This window comes from Microcoleus sp. AT8-A3, from assembly GCF_036705675.1.
GTDB lineage: Bacteria > Cyanobacteriota > Cyanobacteriia > Cyanobacteriales > Microcoleaceae > Microcoleus.
Map to the genome: position 1 here is coordinate 1 of NZ_JAUBVD010000096.1, position 13752 is coordinate 13752.

The following is a 13752-nucleotide window of genomic DNA, read 5'->3' on the forward strand; positions in this document are numbered from 1 at the left end:
ACTCAACCGAAGTCTATTCTTTGCACTCCTCTGCTGCACCAAGGTAAGTTGACTGGCCTTCTTTATTTGGAAAATAACCTGACTGAAGGGGCTTTTACTACGGATCGCCTAGAATTGTTAAAACTTTTATCTGCCCAAATTGCTATTTCCATTGAAAATGCTCAGCTTTACAAAAATTTACAGGAGTTTAATCAAAACTTAGAGCAATTAGTGAGCGATCGTACTCAACAATTATCGAACACCCTAGAGGCTTTAAAAGCCACCCAAACACAGCTAGTCGAATCTGAAAAAATGGCATCTCTGGGAGGATTAGTTGCTGGTGTTGCCCACGAAATTAATACTCCCATCGGAGTTGGTGTCACGGTTGCTTCAGCTTTGGCAGAAAATACCACAGAATTTGCATCTATTTATAAAAGTGGCAAAATGAAGCGATCGGATTTAGAAGAATTTGTCGATATTGCTACCCAAAGCAGTAAGGCACTTCTAATTAACCTAGAGCGGGCAGCAGCCTTGATTCAAAGCTTTAAGCAAGTAGCAGTCGATCGCTCTAGCGAAGAACGACGTACTTTCCAGATCAGACCTTATCTTGATGAAATTTTATTACAATTAAAACCAAAGTTGAAAAATAGCCAACATTCGCTTAAAATTAAGGGAGATAGCAAAATTGCTATAGATTCTTATCCAGGAGCCTTGTCCCAAGTTGTGACAAACTTGCTAATCAATTCTCTGATTCATGCCTACGAACCAGGGATTTCTGGGGAACTAATCTTTGATTGGGAGCAAGAAGGTAATCGGCTAAGGTTTGAATACGCCGATGAAGGTAAAGGTATTCCCCCAGAAAACTTAAGTAAAATTTTTGAGCCATTTTTTACCACTAAGCGTGGTCAAGGTGGCAGTGGTTTAGGGTTACATATTGTCTACAATTTAGTCACCCAAAAACTAAAAGGTGAAATTGAATGTCTAAGTGAGGTGGGAAGAGGCACCAAGTTTATTATTAAATTACCGATGCAAATTGATTCACCAATGTAGAGTTCTAATTCCGATTTCCTGGCCAAGATAACTAAGTAAGTCCACCTAATTAGAAGTAAAATAAGGATGACTGAAAAGGTTGCTGTGTAAATCTTCTCCCTTCTGCCTTTTGCTTAGCTTAACAGGTTTTCTAACTTCAAACCTACACATTAGTAAAAAATAAAGGTGTACAGCAATGAAAAGTGATTTTGACGATTTCTTAACTCAACCATCTCCAGAAACAGTATACTTTGCCGAAGCGATCGACTCGGATGACGAGATATTGTTTGCAGATGAAACAACAGAAGAAAAACTGAGTGAAAGCTGGAAAATTTTAGTTGTAGATGATGAGGCTCAAGTTCACACCGCTACCGAAATATCACTCAGGAAGTTTGTCTTTGAAAATAAATCTTTAACCTTCATTAATGCTTACTCAGCTCGTGAAGCTAGACAGCTAATCCAAGAAAATCCTGATGTTGCCATCATCTTACTAGATGTAATTATGGAAACAGATGATGCTGGCTTAAACTTTGTTAAATATGTCCGAGAAGTTTTAGGCAATCAGTTAGTGCGAATTATTTTACGCACGGGTCAACCCGGACAAGTACCGGAAAAAAGCATTATTATCAATTACGATATTAATGACTATAAAACTAAAACTGAATTAACGACATCAAAGCTATACACTACGATCCTAACAGCTTTGAGAAGTTTTTCTCTGAGTCAGAGTTTGCAGGCTGAAATAGAGCGACGCGAACAAGTAGAGAAAGCACTCCGTCTCAGTGAAGAAAAAGAACACCAAAAATCTGTTGCTTTAGATCATTTTGTCAAACAACTCCAAGAAACACAACTCCAGCTAGTTCAAAGTGAAAAAATGTCTAGTCTCGGTCAATTAGTTGCAGGTGTCGCTCATGAAATCAACAATCCGGTTAACTTTATTTACGGCAATCTGTCCCACGCCAACGACTATATTAAAGAACTCATTAATATGTTGAATCTTTACCAAAGGTATTACCCGCAACCTGAAGCAGAAATTGTCCATGAAATAGAAGATGCAGAGTTGCCATTTATCATAGATGATTTACCAAAATTGCTTTCTTCCATGCAGTTAGGGATCGAACGCATTCGCAATATTGTTCACTCTCTACGCAATTTTTCTCGGTTGGATGAAACTGAAATTAAATCAGTAGATATCCACGAAGGCATTAATAGCACTTTGATGATCTTACAGCACCGACTAAAGGCTAAGTCCGATCGCCCTGCTATCAATGTGATAAAAGACTATGGCGTATTGCCGCTTGTGAACTGTTATGCCGGTCAGCTCAATCAGGTGTTTATGAACCTTTTAGCGAATGCTATAGATGCTTTAGAAGAGCGGCTAAGTAGAGAAGATGGTGCAGTTTTTCACCCCCAGATTTTGATTCGGACTGAAGTTGTACCCGGCAATTCGCCTGACAACATTAGCTCGGCTTCCCACATCCTGGTAACAATTTCTGATAATGGTGTGGGCATGACCGAAACAGTTCGTGCTAAACTTTTCACTCCCTTTTTTACTACTAAGCCCATAGGAAAAGGTACAGGCATGGGATTGTCCATCAGCAGAAAAATTCTGATAGAAAAACACTGCGGTCAATTGGAGTGTATTTCTACGCCAGAGCAGGGAACGCAGTTTATTATTGATCTGCCGACTATCTGTAGATCCACTAAGATCGCCACCGTAGCGGATGCCTAGAAAACTCATCGGGCTGAATTGATTGTATACCGTTTTTCAGTTGCCTGAGAATAGGGTAATTGCTCATTAATCGGAATTATGACAGGATTTTTCCCCGCAGCAAGTTCCCCCCTTCTGGGTTCGGGATAGGCGCTGCGGCTTTAGCCACATTCTTCTAATACTAATTCTAAAAAATCATGCAACAGTAGCGCTCCGGGTGCGTCGCCCTAGAAAAGTTATCAAAAAAAGCGACTATCTCACAGATCCGCACCGGTGCATAAGCTGTTGCGCGTTAAAATTGCATATTCGGGACGGACTCGCCTGCCCATCCCACAAGAATTTGAGTGATTTTTGACACACAATTTAAATGGAGAACAGCTTACAGTGTTTCAGGAAACAAACCACAAACTTATAACTGTTGCAAGATTGTGGAGAATTGGTATAACTTAGAGCAGATTACAGGTTTATGAAGTAAACCCCCGATGGCTCAATCCCCGTAAGGGAATGGCATTGCGGTGTCTAAAGCTGCACCCCAGAAACCGGGTTTCTTTATATCTCTCGCATCATTACTTATTTTGTTGCTCGAAACCCGGTCGATCGCGATATACATCTACATGAAATATGCTGTATATATAGGACAAGAGTTGAGCGCGAAAATACAAGATTAATACATCCTGATAGCTCGTTTGAAACGAAAAACTTTTTGTTATTCTAAATCAGACGACAAGTTTAGCAGATATTATCTTCGATTATTAATTTACTATCTAAAATTTGCTAATTTTCCCATGCCATATCAAAATTAAAGAAATTATTTGGCTTTTATGCGATCGCCGGCGTTGCTTAGGATCGCGAATTAAATAACTGACAATTTTAATTTTTATTGTGGTATGGGCTCTTATAGCCCGTCCTTTTTGGACGGGCTATAAGAGCCCATCCCACTTTCAAGAGTGGAAGTTATTTAATTCTCATTCCTTAGTGATACCCTAATTCAGCAACGGCTTTTTTTGTAATATCATGGAGGAGATCAACGCTTTTCGCTTTGCTGGAAATGCCGCCAAACTTCATGATGACAGACGTACCAAAAATACAGGGCTAAATTCAGAAGAGCTAATAATTTAGTGCCATCTTCTAACATCGCGTGTAATCCTTGATTTCGCAAGTGTAAAGGATCCGCAAACCGCGAGATAGCCAACAATAGGAATGCTGCGACTAATGGCAGGTAAGGAGTGGTTTTGATGTATCGCCAAAACTTAACTCCGTAAAGGAAAACTGCACTACCATAACACAAATAAATTAATTTCTTAGATATTCCCAACCGAGAAATAATCAAAGTCATCCGAAACCTGTCATCTAGGAAAAAGACTCCCAGCAGTAAAGCACTAAAAAATAAGAATATCCCCGATCGACTCCGCGGCTCTTTTTGGCGCAGCACTCCGAAAGTAAATGCACAAATTGCGACTGGGGTGCACCATAGGACTTCGGAAACTCCGGTGAGAATGCCTTCGTAAGGGAACCAGAAATTAAAAGGATCGCTAAACAGGCGTTCAACTCCGTCTCCCTGGTTGTTGAGTTTGGCGTATATGCTCAGCGCGCACAAAATCAGAAGAGTCAGAATGTTAAAAGCAGCTAAAAACCGTACACGAAAAAAGTGTTTTTTGAAAACTTCTAAAGAAGTTGAAAAATTGGGAATTTTATCGAATAAAGGTAGATGCTTCATAAAAAATGTCTCTAAGCAATAGAGTTCGTTACTTATTCACCGGCAGCCAAACCACAAATGTAGTGCCGAGAGCGGTTGGATATAAATGAGTTTCCGCCGATGGCAGCCATTCAGGATTGACTGGGGAAAATACTTCTATTTCTCCTTGCATTTGGCGGACTAAATCGCGGGCGATCGCCAAACCTAATCCTGTACCCGGAATTTCTGTCTGCGCTTTTTCTCCCCGGTAGTGCCGCTCAAATAAATGCTCTAAATCCTGGGGAGGAATGCCGGAACCTGTGTCGCTGACGGCAACTGCTATGGCAGGCAATTGGCTGTATCCTGCCCGATCGCCATCTGCTGCTTTGTACCTGACTTTAATATAAATTTGGCGGCCGGCAGGGGTATATTTCAAAGCATTGTCAATTAAATTGCTCAAAACTTCGCGCAAAGCTCGATCGTTCGCCCAGACTGGTGGCAAATCCGCCTCCATGTCGGCTACCAATTTCAGATTCCTTTCAGATGCGATCGCCTCGGCGGAAATTAACAGCGGTTTTAAGACTTCTGTAACAAAACAGGATTCCTGCAAATTGGCTGCAGGTGACAGCGACAGAGGAGAATGCCGGATTGATTCGACATTGGACATTGCTTTTTCTGAAGTGCCCGATCGCAGTTTTAGATGTGCTTCGCCGGTGTCAACAGTTCGATCGAACTGGCCGAGCAACTCTTGCAGCCGATCGCTCTCACGGACAATACTAAAAGCCACATTGCGGTTTTTATCTTCCGGTACCAGCCGCCGCGCTAACAGCTTGCCAAAAGTTCGCAACGCTGTCAGCGGACTTTTAAACTGGTGCAGCAAATTGTGCATCGTGTCGTAAACCTGAGCCTGGATTTGCCGGGCCGAACCCAATTCCTGCTGCATCCACTGCGATCGCTGGTCTAAAATGCAGGCTAGGGCTAAGGTGCGAGCAATTTGTTGTATTTGAGCCTCCTCTCGCTCGTTCCAAGGCCTGTCTTGCCGACCGCTGACTAGGAGTCCCATTACAGCTCCCTCGTGTATCAGAGGCGTCACAATTTGCATCCGCTGCTGCCACAAATTCTCCGGGCCTTGGCACTGATGGGAAGTGCGCTCCTTACCCGGAAGTCGATCGGGTGCGATCGCCCCTACCGTTGATTCTTCCACAGGCCCAACAGGCGGCGCCAGCAGTCGCGGTACCGGTTTGGCTGTCGAGCTTTCGGAAGATTGCAACCTCAACCCCTGATTTTCTTCCAATTCGGCTGAGGTTTCTGGGTAAACTGCGATCGGCACCAACTTTGCTTCGCTGCCTTCTACCAACTCTTGTGTCAGGTATACCGCGCTGAATTTCGCTCCCAAACTAACGGCGATGGCCACCTGCGAACGGCAAAGTTTGACAAATTCTGAACTCGCTGGCATTAACATGAGCGCCACATTAAGATATCTAACGGAATTCTAAGTAAATTACAAATGATCGGCTGCCGATTACTGATGAGAGACTTCTCGATTTCAGATTTATTCCCTTTGATAGAAGGCAGCTATGTTGAAGGCATGGGGCTTTCATGAACCCAAATTGCCCCGCATCCCCGTCCGCGCAGCTTCCACCGATCCCCAAGCTTTGATATTGCCCGAACTTGGGGCCAACCATATCACAACCGCTACACTTTTGTCGATCGGCACGAATGTTAAGATTATGTCGATATATTAAAAACAGTTGAAATTTTGAGCTAGAACGGATATACTGGCCTCGGATTTGGTAGCTATCATTACAACCTGTCTGCTCATACTGTCTGCTCACAGAGGAGGTAAAGAAATTGGCCAGGAGACGCAAACGCAAGAGTCGCCGCCGACAAGAAGGACGCAGAATTTTAGAGTGTGTGCCTCAATATAGCATCGAGAGCGGCGAAGATAAACCCGTAACAGCGGCTCGCAAGTTCATCCATGCAGAAGGCATTGCTCCCCCAGCTTTGCTGTTAGTCAAGCGTAACGAGCATACCACTGACAGATACTTCTGGGCTGAAAAAGGTTTATTTGGAGCCCAATACGTAGAAGAGAACCATTTCTTGTTTCCCAGCTTAAAGGTGATGTTGGAAGCTACCACAGAAAAAATTCCTGTGGTGTCAGCCAGTCGCGCATAGCTCAAAATGTTTAGCTCAAAACATTGACAGCAATGTTTTTCTAAGTTTTTTAACAAAAGCGCGAGAGTTCTCATTGTCTGGAGAGTGCCAACTGAAATTTCTGCGAAAAGTCCTTAGAAATTAGGGTATAAGGAGCCATCGCAACAGGCGTGATCGCAGCCCAAGGGCGATCGCCACAATTGGCACTTTCACGATAATGGTTTTTTTTGATTGACTGTTTGGTCGATCGAATTTGTCGATCGAATTTGTCGATCAAAAAAACAGCCACTGGTTTATCAACGAGAGATCCGCTCTTGAGTCATCTGTTTGTCAGCTAGAAGTCTAACTACGGCATCTAGCATATCAAAAAACGTTCCGCGTCAAACTTTATAATCGATCGGTTTCAAATCTAAAGCTTTTTGCATGGCTGCTAGTTCATCGCGGTGAGCTCTGACAGTAACAAAGCTCTTGGTTTGGCTTCCAGACTCAGCAACTGATTCGAGTTTGAGCGAGACTTGCTCAGAGCGTCCAGCTTTTTTCCAGTAAAATATCCCCGCCAGCGGAGACAGCAGTACCAAAGCTAGGAAAATTTGACCCTGCTGAGGAACTAGCATTCCCAAAACCAGTCCCAAGCACAGAGTGCCACCTGCACTCAGCAGAGTTAGAAAAATAGCTAGAAACCAACTCGGCCGCACAAAACCCTCAAACGTGACTTTATAGTTGGGGGCATCGACGGCTGCAACTCGGTAAGCTCTCTGGGCAAAATACTGTTGTAAGTCGGTTAACAGTGACTCTTGGGCGCTCTCGGAAGCCAGCTTGACTTGTTCGATTCGATCTTTGACTGAAGCCTTGATGAAGAAAAACAAGCCAACAGCCAACAGTAGCGTCAGCACAAAGGTAGAAGGAAGAACAGCAGTATCCATCGGTAGAAGTTTGTGTAATTGAAATTATCTACTATTACTTTACAGAACTTTACATAAAAAAGCGATCGAGGACTTACGCAGACACTTTTTTACCAAGATTCGCAGAAAGCTTCTTCTGCAAGGCGTTTTGCTCTCCATCACCCAATTCCCATATCTCCCCATCATCCCTAATTCTCAAGTGACAATGCGTAAGTCCTGACGCGCCGTGTAGATGCTTGAATCGCTGTGCGGCGATCGAGCAAAGCGAAGGCAATCAGGCAAATCGCTTTGCAAGTAGCGCCAGCATCTCCAGGGTTTAGGCATCCGATTCAAACTCGGTTAACCCATGTGACCGGTTTCTAAGGCGCGGGAACGACGCTCTGACGCGCCGTTTCCCTGACCAATGTAATCGTGCCAGAGACGAGCGAGGTCTTGAGCTTGGTGCCGCCACTCAGGGAGGATTTGATACATCCGGCGGGGGCGGCCTCGTCCTTCTACTTTTTTCCAGTAACCGGTGATTACGGCTTCATCTTCGAGGAATTTCAGAGCGCTGTAGAGAACGGTATCAGATAGTCGGTAGATGGGGAATTCCCTCTCTAGTTGGCCAATCAGTTCTGTACCGTAGGAATCTCCGCGCAATAACACGGAGAGAATGTAACACACAGCTAATTCCTTGTTTAGATAAACAGGAGGGGGGTCTTGAAAAAATTGATAGATATGTTCAAACTTCATCTGTCTTGTCCGCTGGAAACTCTCGTGATACCGTCAGGTTAACGGGAGAGGAAAGCGGGGCGGGGTGTGCCGCTTCCTAATGATTAAGTGGGACACCGGGGAAACAGAGGTGCAGTATTTCCCCAGTGAATGTTGATAGCCCCAAACGCTTGTCCTGCACTTCGGTAATGTTTGCCTGCGCCTTGGTTGAGCAGCGCTGACGTAACGCTGCTGACTAACTTCCTCTTCCAATCTATCGCAGCGACTATTATCAAGTGTGCGATCGCCTGCAAGAGTTGGCAGTTACTTTGGGAGTTAGTGTGTTAACTGAATTTGCCCTTGATGTTTGCGTTCAAGCGCAGGCTTTAAACCGAACTCAGGCCTAACATAGCCCGCAGTGTAAAAGTTAGAAAGACAAAAGTCGCTACAATCGAACTAATCAGGGCGATCGCAGTTGCCGGTCGATCGAGCAGGGGTTTGAGTCGCTCGAACAGGAAAAAGAAAATTCCCAGACATATCGTAATGAAAAAGCGCGGGTAGCGAGAGACGTTATTAATAAAATCTTGCATGAGCTTGGTGGGGTAAAGTGTCACAGCACGATCTTTGACTGGTAACACTTGTGAGCGAGTTAGACAATTTTGGCACAGCCGGAGCTAAATCTGCCGATCGGGCGATCGGGCATTTTTGCCGGCGAGGCTGACATATATAATTCTAACGAAAACTTTTCGCCGATGGCTCCAGCACTCTCTGTTTAATGCCACGCCACCTCCGGTAACAACTTCAGAAGTATGTCTATTGAGTTCTAGTTGTGATAAATATTATAGGGCCGTTATTTCTAGATAAATGTCTGCTGCCGCACCTTCTTTCGTCTTGCCACGTCCCTTTCTGAAATGGGCTGGAGGCAAAACTCGGTTGATTGGACAATATCAACCTTATTTTCCTGAAAAGTTCACAACTTACTACGAGCCTTTTTTGGGTGGCGGAGCTGTATTTTTTTACTTAGCACAGCAGCACCCTGGTTTGCAAGCTGTTTTAACAGATATTAATCCTGAGTTGATTAATGCTTATCGCTGTGTCAGGGATAAAGTTGAGGAGCTGATTCTCCTTTTAGAGGAGCATCAGTCAGAACACAGCAAGAACAATAAAGATTATTATTACTCGGTGCGATCGCGCTCCTACAAAAAAGATACAGAAAAAGCAGCACGCCTGATTTACCTAAATAAAACTTGTTACAACGGCCTCTACAGAGAAAACTCAAAAGGTGAATTTAATGTTCCCATAGGTCGATACAAAAATCCTAACATTTGTCAAGCAGATTTACTGCGATCGGTCTCATCTTTACTCGCGCCCGCTCAAATTGAAGTCAGAAAATTCGATGAAATTTTGGATTTTGCTACCAGCAGCGAAGACTTTGTTTATTTTGACCCGCCTTATTATCCAATCAGTGCCACCAGTAACTTCACGACTTACAGCCGGGATAATTTTAAAGAATCGGAACAGATTAAACTGAGAGATATTTTTGCAGAACTTGCAGAACGAGGCGTGAAAGTTATGCTGTCTAATTCTAACTGCGATTTTATCGAAAAAATCTACCGCGATACTCAAATTTTCCCCAATCAATCTCTGCCAAAACTCATTGAAATATCAGCATCTAGGGGAATTAATTCTAATAGTTTTAAGCGTGGCAAAATCAAAGAAGTATTAATACGTTTATTTTAAATCTTCCTTAAGGAAAGTCTCTAATTAAGGAATGAGAATTAAATAACTTAGAATGCGTGATGGTTCTTGTGGGATGGGCCTGAAAGCCCGTCCAGAAAGGATGGGCTATAAGCCCAACCCCTACTTCCCACTTTCAAGAGTGTAAATTATTTAATTCGCACTCCTAAGCATATTTTGTAGGAGCAATACGTAGTTTCCCCACACGAGGCAAAGTTCCATAATTCCTGTTACAGATATTTGTTAGCCCAGGTAATAAAACCTTCGAGCTTGTGAACTGCCAACAGATTGTCATTGTCAGGAATTTGTTTTTTAAACCAGTCGATCGAACCTTGTCTCATACCATCACCACCCACTATAACAATAGTAGGAACTCGATAACAATTTTTAATATTTAAATTAAGGTAAGGATACTTCTCATCTACTGAACCTTTGTCTTCTTGCCACTTGCACTCAACAATTAGACCCAGAGGAAACAAACCGCAACCAACAATATAAAAATCGACATTTATTTCAGTTTCATAAATGCTAGCTCCGATATAAACCTGTTTAGCATATCGCTTGGAATTTTCAGTAGAGCTTAAGAGCCAATCTCGCTTGCGCTTTTTCGGCAACTGGGGACATATTTCGAGATATCCGTGGCCTCTCAACGTACCTTCTACAGTTGTTTCTAAAACAAAACCAGTTTTATTGGCTCTAAAACCCCTATTCATTTTGTTGTCCCCTGAATATAATTTGAATTAAGCCGATCGCACTTCGATCACTCCCCTGTCAAAAACCCGTTTGTCAGTACCAATAGAACTGACAAACATCCGGTCTTCATAGACATCAAACGTCGCAAAACTCAGGCGGCTAGCAGAATACTCCGTCCACTCAGAACGCCCCACCGCACGGGTGCCCCCGCCGGCACCGCAAATTAAATAAGTCGTACCGTTAATCGATCGAGTCCGTTCGTAACTGTGCTCGTGTCCGTTGATATAAAGCTGCACGCCGTACTTTTGAAACAAAGGCGTCAAAGTCTTAATAAAAGGTTGATTCAATCCGTAGACGCCAGAGGAATAAATCTGGTGGTGGCCGAACACAACTTTCCAAGGTGCGGTGCTCTGACTCAACTCTTTTTCCAGCCAAACAAGCTGATTTTTCCAATCCGCATTGTGATTGGTATCTAAAGCAAAAAACTGTACTGGATCTCGCCGAAAAGTATAGTAGCGACCTTGCATATTAAAACCCGCATATTTAACTTGCGGATCGCCGTTAGCAGTGCGGATATCGTGATTTCCCAGACAAGCATAAAATTTTACACCTTGCTGTAATAATGGCTGATAAGGTCGCTCGAAAACAGCATTGATTTTTTCAATTTCGCCGTTATTGTAGATATTGTCGCCGGCGAGAACAGCAACATTAAAAGGGTTTTCCCGGTGATATTGGGTCATCGCCTCAGCCACAGCATACTGACCTTCAGCCCCGGTACCGGTGTCGGCTACCGAAATAAAGCGTAAAATAGGCTGTGAGGCCGGTAAAGGGACGATCGCCCTTTCTGCCTCAACGTTAGAAGGGACAGCAGCGTTGGCGTCTGTACCCCCGGCACTCCGAAGCTGAAACATTTTCGAGACGGCGGCAAAACCTAAGCTGCTGAGACTGCCTAAAATTAGAAAGTGACGACGTTTGATGCTCATTTTGATTCGGTTACAACTAAGTTAAATGATAAATTAAGGTTGAGATGGCTCAATTAAAATTTATCTCGTTTACATATATTTGCAACGCCCCAAGGCAGAGAAAATGTCAGAAGAACAACTAAACCAACCAACTCCAGAACCCTCTCAATCTCCGACACCGGAGGTTGCTTCGGCCCCAAAGTCTGCCCCCACTGGCAGCAAAACTCAAAATGCCAGCAGCGCGGTTCCCAAAAATCAGAGAATCAAAACTTTGATGGCCTCGATCGGGAATTTGGGAAAAAAAGGTAAAAAAGTACCAGCCGAACCCTCGTTGCAGCAAGAAAAGCCGATCGCACCCACCACTTCTGACTCAGCAACAGTAACTCCTCCGGCTGTTGCTGTGGAAGTTAACAGCGTGCCACCAAAAGTTGCTGTAAAAGTTGAGAAAAAGCCTGTATCCCAACGCCCGGAAGGGAGTTTTTTAGAGAAAGTCGCTGTACTTTGGAAAAGTATTGTGCGGCTAGTGCGATCGCTACTGCCACCATCTACGAACCAGAAGCTGTCCGATCCAATTTTAAACGCCGCCCTAGCAGCAATTCTAATCGTTGTAGTCGGTTTAACTTTCAACAGTTTCTCAGCCAAACCGCCGGAGAAATTAGCAAAAGTGCCTTTGCCAGCAGCGCAGCAGTCGCCGCAAACTTTTGGTGATTTTATGGCATCGGGAACGCCAAAATCCCCAGAGGCGATCGTACCATCTAAGCCAATCTCTACTAACTTCAAAAGCAAGTTGCCCGATTTAGTGGCGCCGGAAAAACCGCAACCAGTAGAAATTATCCCACCGCCACCGCTGACGCCCGAACAGTCTCTGATTGCTGCGATTCAAAATCAAGTTACTGACATTAAGAATCGACTGGGCGGCGGTTTAGTTGAGTCTGTTCAAGCTAATTTTGCCAGCAGCATTTTGACAGTAAAAGTCGCTGAAGATTGGTACAAACTCAGCGCAGTTGAGCAAAATCAACTAGCAACGAAGATGTGGAAGGAGGCTAACTCACTCGATTTCAGCAAGTTAGAAATTGCGAATATGGAAGGCAATTTAATAGCTAGAAGTCCGGTTGTTGGTTCGGAAATGATTATTTTAGACAGAGGGATTAATTAGAATTTAAATAGTCTGTATTTGTAGACTCTCAAACAGATGTTATATCGTTTCCGGCTGCATCGGAATCATACCGAGGACACGGCTTTTGGAGTGGCCATACCCCATTAATTGTAGGGACACGGCAGTGCCGTGTCCTCCGTTTATACAGCATATTTCATGTATATGTGATACACACAATATTACGATATCCCGTGTCAGGTGCGTCGCCATCTATAATCTGCAAGTTTTATCCAAGATATCGCAGCGACGCACCCTACCAAACTTATTTACCGGACATTAAATTAATAACTTTGAGGAAAATTGAAAAATGACAATTTTAACTCAAGTCGAACAACTAGAAATTGAATATCCCAGCAGCGACGGAGAGCCGATGGCTGAAAGCGACATCACGCGCGATTACATGACTTACAGCGTAGAAGCTGTCAAACTTTACTTTCAAGAACGTTCGGATGTTTACGTGTCAGCCAATTCTTTCATTTATTATGAACAAGGGAACAACAGGGAGCATTTCATTTTTGCAAAAAGCATTTTTTTTACAGTGCGAACTATTGAATATCTCGCACTATAAAAGCCAAACAGAGATGCTCCCGTTGTTCCGTAATTTCCAGTCAGTAAATTTAAGTAGGCTTGAAATGCCAGCCTACAAAAATCTAAGTATTTTGGCTGAGTAACGTACATTACTTTGATAAATAATCTGTAAAATTTTAACAATTCAATCACAATTTATCAGTCAAACAAACTAACTAGCGCAGCAACCTTCACATATGCTCTGCTATTAAGTTGTTGCGGACACTGCCAGTTTTCCAGTAGCCGACGGAAAATATCAGTAATTTCCGTGATTGACTTGCTGCCGAAAATACGGGAACATTATTCTTAATAAAAGCTTGGCAGCTCACTAAAAATCACGCACTAAAAACTTGATTAAGTCCGAATCCACACATTCTTCTTGAATGAAGGGTGAAGCGCATCAATTAGTTAGTTTGAAACTACAGCACTTCCGGGTGTTATGAGGTACAATAAGAATAGATTAAAAAAATACACAAATGAAAGCATATTCAGTAGAT

16 protein-coding genes and 1 pseudogene are annotated in these 13752 nt (G+C 43.4%); 8 read left to right on the forward strand and 9 right to left on the reverse strand.

Features of this window, described 5'->3' with window-relative positions; translation table 11 throughout:
- The 3 genes and pseudogenes from QUB51_RS28835 to QUB51_RS28845 form a co-directional block, all read left to right on the forward strand.
- Window positions 1-1029, forward strand: a 1029-nt coding sequence (locus QUB51_RS28835) for a GAF domain-containing sensor histidine kinase (protein WP_333264288.1), incomplete at its 5' end; no start/stop codon positions are given.
- A 175-nt stretch (window positions 1030-1204) separates the two neighbouring features.
- Entirely contained in the window at window positions 1205-2740 is a 1536-nt protein-coding gene (locus QUB51_RS28840) for an ATP-binding protein (RefSeq protein WP_333212712.1), read from the forward strand.
- Window positions 2741-3350: 610 nt separating this feature from the next.
- Window positions 3351-3522: pseudogene (locus QUB51_RS28845) on the forward strand (IS1 family transposase); the annotation flags it as partial.
- Between the two features lie 221 nt (window positions 3523-3743).
- Here the strand turns inward: QUB51_RS28845 and QUB51_RS28850 are convergent.
- Together QUB51_RS28850 and QUB51_RS28855 are read right to left on the reverse strand one after the other, a co-directional pair.
- Window positions 3744-4436 carry a hypothetical protein gene (locus QUB51_RS28850; RefSeq protein ID WP_333058446.1) on the reverse strand — a complete coding sequence of 231 codons (693 nt, stop codon included), beginning with the start codon at window positions 4434-4436 and terminating at the stop codon, window positions 3744-3746.
- A gap of 28 nt (window positions 4437-4464) precedes the next feature.
- Window positions 4465-5850: a HAMP domain-containing sensor histidine kinase gene (locus tag QUB51_RS28855; protein ID WP_333264291.1), complete on the reverse strand. Its 1386-nt coding sequence runs from the start codon at window positions 5848-5850 to the stop codon at window positions 4465-4467.
- Between the two features lie 121 nt (window positions 5851-5971).
- Here QUB51_RS28855 and QUB51_RS28860 point away from each other — a divergent pair, with 121 nt between their 5' ends.
- Both QUB51_RS28860 and QUB51_RS28865 read left to right on the forward strand, forming a co-directional pair.
- Window positions 5972-6139, forward strand: a complete 168-nt coding sequence (locus tag QUB51_RS28860) for a hypothetical protein (RefSeq protein WP_333058444.1) — start codon at window positions 5972-5974, stop codon at window positions 6137-6139.
- 106 nt (window positions 6140-6245) lie between these two features.
- Window positions 6246-6569: a DUF3155 domain-containing protein gene (locus QUB51_RS28865; protein ID WP_006635576.1), complete on the forward strand. Its 324-nt coding sequence runs from the start codon at window positions 6246-6248 to the stop codon at window positions 6567-6569.
- 70 nt (window positions 6570-6639) lie between these two features.
- Here the strand turns inward: QUB51_RS28865 and QUB51_RS28870 are convergent, their stop codons facing one another.
- The 5 genes from QUB51_RS28870 to QUB51_RS28890 all read right to left on the reverse strand — a co-directional run bounded on the left by QUB51_RS28870 (window position 6640) and on the right by QUB51_RS28890 (window position 8730).
- On the reverse strand, window positions 6640-6837 hold the full coding sequence (locus QUB51_RS28870) for a hypothetical protein (RefSeq protein ID WP_333264294.1): 198 nt from the start codon (window positions 6835-6837) through the stop codon (window positions 6640-6642).
- A gap of 91 nt (window positions 6838-6928) precedes the next feature.
- A complete protein-coding gene (locus QUB51_RS28875) occupies window positions 6929-7471 on the reverse strand; it encodes a cofactor assembly of complex C subunit B (RefSeq protein WP_333264297.1) in 543 nt (180 codons plus the stop codon).
- A 318-nt stretch (window positions 7472-7789) separates the two neighbouring features.
- Window positions 7790-8182, reverse strand: a complete 393-nt coding sequence (locus QUB51_RS28880) for a PadR family transcriptional regulator (protein WP_333058442.1) — start codon at window positions 8180-8182, stop codon at window positions 7790-7792.
- An 83-nt stretch (window positions 8183-8265) separates the two neighbouring features.
- Window positions 8266-8436, reverse strand: a complete 171-nt coding sequence (locus QUB51_RS28885) for a hypothetical protein (protein WP_333240936.1) — start codon at window positions 8434-8436, stop codon at window positions 8266-8268.
- A 90-nt stretch (window positions 8437-8526) separates the two neighbouring features.
- Window positions 8527-8730: a DUF751 family protein gene (locus QUB51_RS28890; protein ID WP_190657763.1), complete on the reverse strand. Its 204-nt coding sequence runs from the start codon at window positions 8728-8730 to the stop codon at window positions 8527-8529.
- A 274-nt stretch (window positions 8731-9004) separates the two neighbouring features.
- Between QUB51_RS28890 and QUB51_RS28895 the strand changes: the two genes are divergently transcribed.
- Complete coding sequence (locus QUB51_RS28895) at window positions 9005-9880, forward strand: DNA adenine methylase (RefSeq protein WP_333264300.1); 876 nt, start codon at window positions 9005-9007, stop codon at window positions 9878-9880.
- 227 nt (window positions 9881-10107) lie between these two features.
- Here QUB51_RS28895 and QUB51_RS28900 read toward each other — a convergent pair whose 3' ends face one another.
- Together QUB51_RS28900 and QUB51_RS28905 are read right to left on the reverse strand one after the other, a co-directional pair.
- Complete coding sequence (locus tag QUB51_RS28900; protein ID WP_333058439.1) at window positions 10108-10590, reverse strand: PD-(D/E)XK nuclease superfamily protein; 483 nt, start codon at window positions 10588-10590, stop codon at window positions 10108-10110.
- Between the two features lie 27 nt (window positions 10591-10617).
- A complete protein-coding gene (locus QUB51_RS28905; RefSeq protein ID WP_333058438.1) occupies window positions 10618-11553 on the reverse strand; it encodes a metallophosphoesterase in 936 nt (311 codons plus the stop codon).
- 103 nt (window positions 11554-11656) lie between these two features.
- Here QUB51_RS28905 and QUB51_RS28910 point away from each other — a divergent pair, with 103 nt between their 5' ends.
- Together QUB51_RS28910 and QUB51_RS28915 are read left to right on the forward strand one after the other, a co-directional pair.
- Window positions 11657-12688: a hypothetical protein gene (locus QUB51_RS28910; RefSeq protein ID WP_333058437.1), complete on the forward strand. Its 1032-nt coding sequence runs from the start codon at window positions 11657-11659 to the stop codon at window positions 12686-12688.
- 307 nt (window positions 12689-12995) lie between these two features.
- A complete protein-coding gene (locus QUB51_RS28915; RefSeq protein ID WP_333058436.1) occupies window positions 12996-13256 on the forward strand; it encodes a hypothetical protein in 261 nt (86 codons plus the stop codon).
- The last annotated feature ends 496 nt before the right edge of the window (window positions 13257-13752 follow it).

What these genes read in the sequence shown, in the direction of transcription:
- QUB51_RS28840 (WP_333212712.1), top strand. Translation starts at nt 1,205, where the DNA reads ATGAAAAGTGATTTTGACGATTTCTTAACTCAACCATCTCCAGAAACA.
- QUB51_RS28850 (WP_333058446.1), bottom strand. Translation starts at nt 4,436, where the DNA reads ATGAAGCATCTACCTTTATTCGATAAAATTCCCAATTTTTCAACTTCT.
- QUB51_RS28855 (WP_333264291.1), bottom strand. Translation starts at nt 5,850, where the DNA reads ATGCCAGCGAGTTCAGAATTTGTCAAACTTTGCCGTTCGCAGGTGGCC.
- QUB51_RS28860 (WP_333058444.1), top strand. Translation starts at nt 5,972, where the DNA reads ATGTTGAAGGCATGGGGCTTTCATGAACCCAAATTGCCCCGCATCCCC.
- QUB51_RS28875 (WP_333264297.1), bottom strand. Translation starts at nt 7,471, where the DNA reads ATGGATACTGCTGTTCTTCCTTCTACCTTTGTGCTGACGCTACTGTTG.
- QUB51_RS28880 (WP_333058442.1), bottom strand. Translation starts at nt 8,182, where the DNA reads ATGAAGTTTGAACATATCTATCAATTTTTTCAAGACCCCCCTCCTGTT.
- QUB51_RS28890 (WP_190657763.1), bottom strand. Translation starts at nt 8,730, where the DNA reads ATGCAAGATTTTATTAATAACGTCTCTCGCTACCCGCGCTTTTTCATT.
- QUB51_RS28895 (WP_333264300.1), top strand. Translation starts at nt 9,005, where the DNA reads ATGTCTGCTGCCGCACCTTCTTTCGTCTTGCCACGTCCCTTTCTGAAA.
- QUB51_RS28900 (WP_333058439.1), bottom strand. Translation starts at nt 10,590, where the DNA reads ATGAATAGGGGTTTTAGAGCCAATAAAACTGGTTTTGTTTTAGAAACA.
- QUB51_RS28905 (WP_333058438.1), bottom strand. Translation starts at nt 11,553, where the DNA reads ATGAGCATCAAACGTCGTCACTTTCTAATTTTAGGCAGTCTCAGCAGC.
- QUB51_RS28910 (WP_333058437.1), top strand. Translation starts at nt 11,657, where the DNA reads ATGTCAGAAGAACAACTAAACCAACCAACTCCAGAACCCTCTCAATCT.
- QUB51_RS28915 (WP_333058436.1), top strand. Translation starts at nt 12,996, where the DNA reads ATGACAATTTTAACTCAAGTCGAACAACTAGAAATTGAATATCCCAGC.